The following is a 7,273-nucleotide window of genomic DNA, read 5'->3' on the forward strand; positions in this document are numbered from 1 at the left end:
TAATAGCGATTGGTCATGTTTTACAATTTCTCAAACGCAGTGATGAAGCATTAAGTCGCTACGAAGCAGCTTTGCAATTCTACCGCGAAATAGGCGATCGCTTAGGTGAAGCAAACACATTACAAGCGATTGGTGATGTTTTACAATTTCTCGACCGTCGTGATGAAGCTTTAAGTCGCTACGAAGCTGCTTTGCAATTTTACCGCGATATTGGCGCACGCTTAGGTGAAGCAAATATCCTGCAAGAATTTGGTAAGTTGCAAGAAAACCCCCAGCAAGCATTAGAATATCTCCAGCAAGCTGAAAATCTCTACATGCAAATTGGTGATATATATAGTCAAAGTCGCAATTTGCTGTTTCTCGCCGATGCACAGTTAAACATGGGAGAATCAAACGCGGCAATTAATTCTTTAAATGAAGCTGCGACACTCGCTGCCAAAATTAACTATACACCAATTCAAGAACGCGCCCAAGCTCGCATCGCCCAAATTAATACACCCTCTCCAACAAAATGAGGAATCAAAGACAGATTTATCAACTTTACCCAGAAGCGTTGGGTGCAATTTGCGTTTTCTTTTCTGGTGCTATTAATTGCTTTTCTCTTGTCGCGTCGTTAAGGGCAAAGTTCGCAAGTTGAATTCTTCCGGATAGGGTCTATATGTCCACACCTTTTCCATTATCCAGATATTACCTTGTCAAGTTTTGGATGTCAATAGGAAAAACCGAGTTTCTTTAACAACATTTTGTCCTGTGAGACACTAGGCGATCGCCAAAATCCCACACCCTAGAAGGGTGCGGCTATACAAACACTCGTGTGCCTCCGCAGCCTGAAATTCTTACAGCCCACGCAGGTGGGCTTTGTTCGTATAGCCCCAGGCTTCTAGCCTGCGGGCGTGCGGGCGAGCGAGCATTTCTACGACAAATCAACTAAACTGCTCGATAATCCCGCCACCTAGGACTTTTTCGCCTTCGTACCAAACAGCAGCTTGTCCGGGGGTGATGCTGAACTGGGGTTCGTCAAACACCAAGCGGACTCGCGAGTCTTCTAGGGGAATGATTGTTGCGGGTACGGGGTTTGAGCGATAGCGAATTTGTACTTCAGCGCGAATTGGGGTTGAAGGTTGAGCCATAGAAACCCAGTTTACCCGTTGGACGGTGCATTCTGGCTCGGTGGCAAGAGTGCGATCGCCTACTATCACTTTATTATTTACCGCATCCAACCCGATCACATACAACGGTTCGGCAGCGGCAATACCTAAACCTTTGCGCTGTCCTATCGTGTAATGATGGACACCATCGTGTTGTCCCAGCACTTTGCCGTCACCATCGACGATATCACCTTTTTTCGGTGCTAAATACTTATCTAGAAACGCCCGCATTGAGCCGTTACTTTCTACCAAGCACAAATCTTGGCTTTCTGGCTTGTCAGCGGTTTTCAAGTTATATTCAGCGGCGATGCGCCGCGTGTCTGTCTTATTTAATTCTCCAAGTGGAAACACTGTAGCCGCAAGTAAATCTTGCGACAAATCGTAGAGAAAATAAGATTGGTCTTTATTGCGGTCTACAGCGCGTAAAAGCTCGTAACGTTTGCTAGCTTCGTTGTAGCTAATTTTGGCATAATGACCCGTGGCGATGCGATCGCATCCCAATTGTTCACGGGCATATTGTACCATTGGAGCAAACTTTACAGTTTTATTGCACTGGGAACAAGGCAAAGGTGTAATACCGGCGCTGTAACCAGATACGAGATAATCAACAATGTTGGTTTGAAAGACTTCGCGAATATCAACAACTTGATGGGGAATACCCAATTGTTCACAGATATAAGCCGCGTCGATCATACCCTCAGAACAGCACTGACCTTTGCCTTTCATCAGCCAAAGAGTCAAACCAACAACTTCATAGCCTTGATTGTGCAGGATAGCAGCAGCAGTGGAACTGTCAACGCCACCAGAAAGACCAACGACGACTTTTTTCATATCCGTAAATCGAGCTTAGGCAACTTATTCTAAGCTAACACTATGTATTTACTACAACGGTTAACTGATTAGTTCCAGTAAAAAATTATCTAGAAATATTGACAGAACTTATGTTAAGTGCAATACCGAGTCAATTATATAAGGGCAGAAGGCAAAAGGTAGAAGTTGTAGAGACGCGAAATTTCGCGTCTCTACAAAAGGCAGAAGTCAAAAGGAAAGAATTTACTTCCTTAGTTTCTTTACTTTCGCTACTTCCCCTGCTTTCGGTACTCTTCTACTCTAACTCAGCACAAGCGCAAATCAATAGCGGCGGCGTTTTGCTTGCTCAACCTTTACCACAACTACCGCCCAACTTGCAACAGACTCCCTCTAATCAGCAAGCATTACCGCAGCTCGATTCAGCGCAACAATATGACAACAATTCTCAAATTATCAACCAAACAACTCCACCATTACAATATGAGTATGACAATCAATACCAAAATCAAAATCAATACCAATATCAAGACAATCAGAACTTTTCTAGGTACGTGGTTTTTGTCGATAATAATTATGGACTACTGCAACAAGTACGCCGAGTTGAACCCACAGCTTTATTAAGACAATATCAAGGACGTTCTGTAATCCAAGCTGGAACCTTTAGTAAACCAGATAACGCCCAACGCCGCGTCAGAGAACTGGCAGACAACGGAATCAATGGAATACGGGTCGTCAGTTTATCTAACGGACAAGAAATACCTGGAGGCTATTCAGGAGGTTATTCTGGAGGTTATTCTGGAGGTTATTCAGGAGGCTATTCAGGAGGCTATTCAGGAGGCTATTATCCAAATAATAGAAGTAACTATTACTATGTAGCGATTCCGGCGCGATCGCAAGACTTACCAACCATTGAAGACAAAATCAGACGCAACATCGGACAAAGCGCGGCAATATTGCAAAGAAACCAACCACGAGGATCGCATATAGCTGTAGGACCTTTTTTTCAACGCGCACAAGCAGAACAATGGAACAGTTATCTGCGAAATTTAGGCTTCGGTAATGCCAGAGTTTATTACGGAAAGTAACAAAGTGCTGAGTACTGAGTGCTTAGTGCTGAGGTAAAAGTAAAGTTAAGAGTTAAGAGTCAGAAGTGAGGAATTAAAATCCCCAACTCCTAATTCTTAACTCCTGACTTGTGACTTGTGACTTGTGACTCATGGTAGATCGGCAAGAACAAATTTCCCAAATAATAGTTACGGCACAGCAAATGCGCGATATTGAAGCGCGGATATTTGCGGCTGGAATGCCTGTAGCTGCTTTAATGGAAAAAGTCGCGGGATTAATTTTCCGTCGTGTCCAAGCGCTTTACCCTAGTTCGCAGACGCAGCGTGTAGGAATTCTCATAGGTCCGGGTCATAATGGTGGGGATGCTTTGGTTGTCGCTCGTGAGTTGCACTTTTGCGGCTATGATGTCAAGATATATTCTTCTTTTTCTAAGCTGAAAGAATTAACTTCGCAACATTTGCAGTATGCTGAGAGTTTGGGTATCCCCTATTATGAATCGATAGAGCAACTGTCAGATTGCGATCTGTTGATTGATGGGTTGTTTGGATTTGGTTTGGAAAGAACGTTACAAGATGCGATCGCTAATACTATAAATCAAATTAATTCTTGGTATAAACCCATTATCAGCATTGATTTGCCTTCGGGGTTGCACACTGATACAGGTGAGGTTTTGGGGACTGCGATTCGCGCTACACACACGTTTTGCTTGGGTTTGTGGAAGCTGGGTTTATTGCAAGACCATGCTTTAGAATATGTTGGCAAAGCTGAATTAATCGACTTTGATATCCCTTTGGCTGATGTGCAAGCTGTTGTGGGAACTAACAAAATTCACCGCATCACTCAAACCACTGCAATTTCAACTTTACCGCTACCGCGTCCCGCCGTCACGCACAAATATAAGGAAGGACATTTACTGCTGATTTGCGGTTCGCGTCGCTATTCTGGAGGTGCAATTTTAAGCGCTTTGGGTGCGAGGGTAAGTGGTGTGGGAATGCTTTCTATCGCTGTACCCGAATCTTTGAAACCGCTTTTGGTGGCACAATTACCAGAAGCACTAATTATCGGTTGTCCGGAAACTCAAACTGGTGCGATCGCTTCTTTGCAATTACCCGAAAATACCGACTTGAGTTCATTTAATGCGATCGCCTGCGGTCCCGGTTTAACGCGAGATGCCACACCGATTGTACAACAAGTTTTGTCAAGCGATCGCCCTCTAATTCTTGATGCTGATGGCTTAAATATCCTCGCACAGATGGGAACTATTCCCACTTTAGAAAAACGGCAAGCAGTAACAATTCTTACCCCTCATGCTGGTGAATTCAAGCGATTGTTTCCCGATCTCCCCGATCCGATGAAAGACAGAGTGCGTGCCGTGCGCGAAGCTGCGGCGCAAAGTGGGGCGATAGTATTATTAAAAGGAGCGAGAACAGCGATCGCCAACTCCCAAAATTCAGTCTGGATTAATCCTGAAAGCACTCCAGCTTTAGCCCGTGGTGGTAGCGGTGATGTCTTAACGGGATTACTCGGTGGGCTGTTAGCGCAAGCTAAATCTAAGCATATTTCTGTAGAGGAGATTGTCGCAACTGCTGCTTGGTGGCATTCGCAAGCGGGTATTTTAGCGGCTGGTGAGCGCACAGAATTGGGCGTTGATGCTTTTACACTGACAAATTATTTTATACCTGTTTTGGCATCAGTTGAAAAACTATTTCCACACTCAAGATGATGCTCGCAGCGACGCAAAGAAGGCAAAAATCTTTGTGTCATCTTGTCTGGGCGTTTCAGCCTTTAGTTTGTGGCTCTAAATACTGACGCACTCCCTGACTCATTTGCAACAAGTTGGGTTGAATATTTTTGCCCAGGAAATCTTCGACCACAAGCGCAACTTGATTTGTCAGGAACCCTGGTACTCCTTTGATTTGCTTGGGATCAATTGTTAGTTCGCCACGGTTCTCAATTAAAGTAGTATTGCCGTCTTCAATAAAGCAATTCTTCCCAGCACAGTGAACTGCTTCAGTGAAAGCTTGGGTTTCGATACGCCAGGAGACCGTAAACTCTGACTCGTTCCATGTAGTATACTCTCTCCACGTCAGCATGTTTTCGCTGAGTACAGCCCTTGCTGCCACTGGAATATCACCGCCACCTCGCCACTGGTTGACGCAGTAAATTTGTCCAGCCTCTTGACGACGTGACTCAAGTTTGATGTAGCGCACGTTTGGCATGTAAGGAACAAGCTCAATTAACTTGTCCCGGTAAGTGGCATAAACTAAGGAACGTGGGAAAGGAATGCGGGTATCAATAGATATGTTCATCGTTCTTTCTATAAGATACCCCACCCACGGGCGAAGCAAGGTGGGGAAGGATAGGTGCGACACGAAGTCCCACAAGAGAGTGGAACCTCACAAAGTTCCCAGGCTAGTATCCAAAGCCTGTGTCCGCCGGAAAGGGCATTGTGAGTAATTAATTATAGTGTCTCACAGTTAGAAGGATAACGGCTGAAATTGAGTAATAGTTACACTTGCGTAAGTCCCGAATTTGTTTAAATTAGGTTAACAAAAGGTTATGTGTTTTTAGCTACTGCTTTATAATTCTCCTGAACTACTGTTTTCCGCCCAAGATACCGCAGTTTCAGAGGAAAAAATAGATGAACCAGTGGCAAAGTCTTCCTAAATCAAGGAGACACTTAATCAAATTAGTTCAAACTTATACTCTTAAAGCTTTGCAGCCTTTAAGAAAGTGGTGCATACAACCAATACGAAGTTGGTCGCACAGGCATTCTTCATGGGGCTTTATCTGCCTATTTTTAGTCGGAGTTAGCTTGAGTGTAATGATGACAGCCTGCTCCTCACGCAATGCAGATAACGCGGGTAATGCTGGTGCAACTTCCAAAAGTGATGTAACCCTAACGTTTGTTTCTTACTCGGTTACTAACGCAGCATACCAGCAGATCATTCCCAAATTTATAGAGAAGTGGAAGAAAGAACATAATCAAAACATCACTTTCAATCAAAGCTATGATGGCTCTGGTTCCCAGACCCTTGCCGTGATTGACGGTAAGGAAGCTGATGTGGTACACCTGTCACTTGCCCTTGATATTAATAAAATTGTTGAGGCAGGTTTTATTCAACCAGGTTGGGAAAAAGAAGCGCCTAATGATGCAATTGTTACCAAATCTCTAAACGCGATCGCTATCCGTAAGGGTAATCCTAAAAACATCAAAACTTGGGCAGATTTGGCACAAGATGGCGTAAAGGTGGTGACAGCTGATCCGAGAACATCTGGTGGTGCTCGCTGGAACTTCCTTAGTCTCTGGGGTTCTGTGACAAAAACTGGCGGAAATGAGAATCAAGCAATAAACTTTATCTCCAAAGTTTATAAGAATGTACCTTTGTTGCCCAAAACTGCTCGCAATGCTAGCGAATTGTTCTTTAAAGAAGGTCAGGGTGATGTTCTGCTCAACTATGAAAACGAGATGATTTCATTGGCACAACAAGATGGTGAAAAAGTCCCATACATTGTACCTGATGTAAATATCTCCATCGATAATCCTGTTGCTGTTGTAGACAAAAATGTGGAGAAACACGGTACTCGCTCGGTTGCAGAAGCATTTATCAAATTTCTTTACACCCCAGACTCGCAGCGAGAGTTTGCCAAATTGGGATTTCGTCCGGTTGACCTGACGATTGCAAAAGAAGTCGAAGGCAATTTTCCCCAAATTAAAACTCTCTTCAAAGCTCAAGATTTAGGAGGATGGAATGAAATACAGAAGAAATTCTTTGATGAAGGTGCTATCTTTGACAAAATTCAAGCTAAAAAGTTTTAGAAGTACAGTTGCACACCCTTAAGTAGGTCGGCGTTAAAAATTGTCGTTATGACAAGGCAGAGGGCAGAGGGCAGAAGGCAGAAGGGAAGAGGTTTTTAAACAACTTTACTTTTCGTTACATACTTCAGTTTTTTTGCGCCTTTCTACTTAAAACATAGATTGCTGTTAAATTATTTAATTCAGCAACTAAAACGCGCTTTGAATTCTCAAAATTATTTATTAAGCTAGCTCAGGGCTAGCTTGATACGAAATATTTAATAAACACCGAAGCATTAGTGCGATCGCTTTGCACTCCTCTACAGACTTGGTACTCACACGCAACATTATCTGCTATATAAAACCTAGACAAGTCTAGACATTTACTTCTTTCTTCACAGGGAGCATGGAAGCGGTTATCCCTCGGAAAGCATTCACGCCTTAGCCAGACGCG

Annotated in this window: 7 protein-coding genes; 4 read left to right on the top strand and 3 right to left on the bottom strand. The window is 43.6% G+C overall.

Annotated elements, in window-relative coordinates:
- A partial coding sequence (locus AABK37_RS39120) for a tetratricopeptide repeat protein (protein ID WP_432556785.1) occupies window positions 1-515 on the top strand: 515 nt, incomplete at its 5' end.
- A gap of 408 nt (window positions 516-923) precedes the next feature.
- Here the strand turns inward: AABK37_RS39120 and mnmA are convergent.
- Window positions 924-1,979 (bottom strand): tRNA 2-thiouridine(34) synthase MnmA, encoded by a 1,056-nt coding sequence (mnmA, locus tag AABK37_RS39125; RefSeq protein ID WP_432556786.1) that lies wholly within the window; start codon window positions 1,977-1,979, stop codon window positions 924-926.
- A gap of 110 nt (window positions 1,980-2,089) precedes the next feature.
- Here mnmA and AABK37_RS39130 point away from each other — a divergent pair, with 110 nt between their 5' ends.
- Together AABK37_RS39130 and AABK37_RS39135 are read left to right on the top strand one after the other, a co-directional pair.
- Window positions 2,090-3,043 carry an SPOR domain-containing protein gene (locus tag AABK37_RS39130; RefSeq protein ID WP_432556787.1) on the top strand — a complete coding sequence of 318 codons (954 nt, stop codon included), beginning with the start codon at window positions 2,090-2,092 and terminating at the stop codon, window positions 3,041-3,043.
- Window positions 3,044-3,174: 131 nt separating this feature from the next.
- On the top strand, window positions 3,175-4,746 hold the full coding sequence (locus tag AABK37_RS39135; protein WP_432556788.1) for an NAD(P)H-hydrate dehydratase: 1,572 nt from the start codon (window positions 3,175-3,177) through the stop codon (window positions 4,744-4,746).
- A gap of 55 nt (window positions 4,747-4,801) precedes the next feature.
- On the opposite strand, the gene AABK37_RS39140 is transcribed toward AABK37_RS39135, so the two are convergent.
- Window positions 4,802-5,332 carry a hypothetical protein gene (locus AABK37_RS39140; RefSeq protein ID WP_432556789.1) on the bottom strand — a complete coding sequence of 177 codons (531 nt, stop codon included), beginning with the start codon at window positions 5,330-5,332 and terminating at the stop codon, window positions 4,802-4,804.
- Window positions 5,333-5,664: 332 nt separating this feature from the next.
- Here AABK37_RS39140 and AABK37_RS39145 point away from each other — a divergent pair, with 332 nt between their 5' ends.
- Window positions 5,665-6,843: a sulfate ABC transporter substrate-binding protein gene (locus AABK37_RS39145; RefSeq protein ID WP_432556790.1), complete on the top strand. Its 1,179-nt coding sequence runs from the start codon at window positions 5,665-5,667 to the stop codon at window positions 6,841-6,843.
- 235 nt (window positions 6,844-7,078) lie between these two features.
- Here the strand turns inward: AABK37_RS39145 and AABK37_RS39150 are convergent.
- Window positions 7,079-7,273 (bottom strand): hypothetical protein (locus tag AABK37_RS39150; RefSeq protein WP_432556791.1); only part of this gene is annotated, 195 nt, incomplete at its 5' end.

The organism is Tolypothrix sp. VBCCA 56010 (assembly GCF_050875635.1).
Taxonomy (GTDB): domain Bacteria; phylum Cyanobacteriota; class Cyanobacteriia; order Cyanobacteriales; family Nostocaceae; genus Hassallia.

Coding starts and splice junctions, on each gene's coding strand:
- AABK37_RS39130 (WP_432556787.1), top strand. CDS start 2,090: ATGTTAAGTGCAATACCGAGTCAATTATATAAGGGCAGAAGGCAAAAG.
- mnmA (WP_432556786.1), bottom strand. CDS start 1,979: ATGAAAAAAGTCGTCGTTGGTCTTTCTGGTGGCGTTGACAGTTCCACT.
- AABK37_RS39145 (WP_432556790.1), top strand. CDS start 5,665: ATGAACCAGTGGCAAAGTCTTCCTAAATCAAGGAGACACTTAATCAAA.
- AABK37_RS39140 (WP_432556789.1), bottom strand. CDS start 5,332: ATGAACATATCTATTGATACCCGCATTCCTTTCCCACGTTCCTTAGTT.
- AABK37_RS39135 (WP_432556788.1), top strand. CDS start 3,175: ATGGTAGATCGGCAAGAACAAATTTCCCAAATAATAGTTACGGCACAG.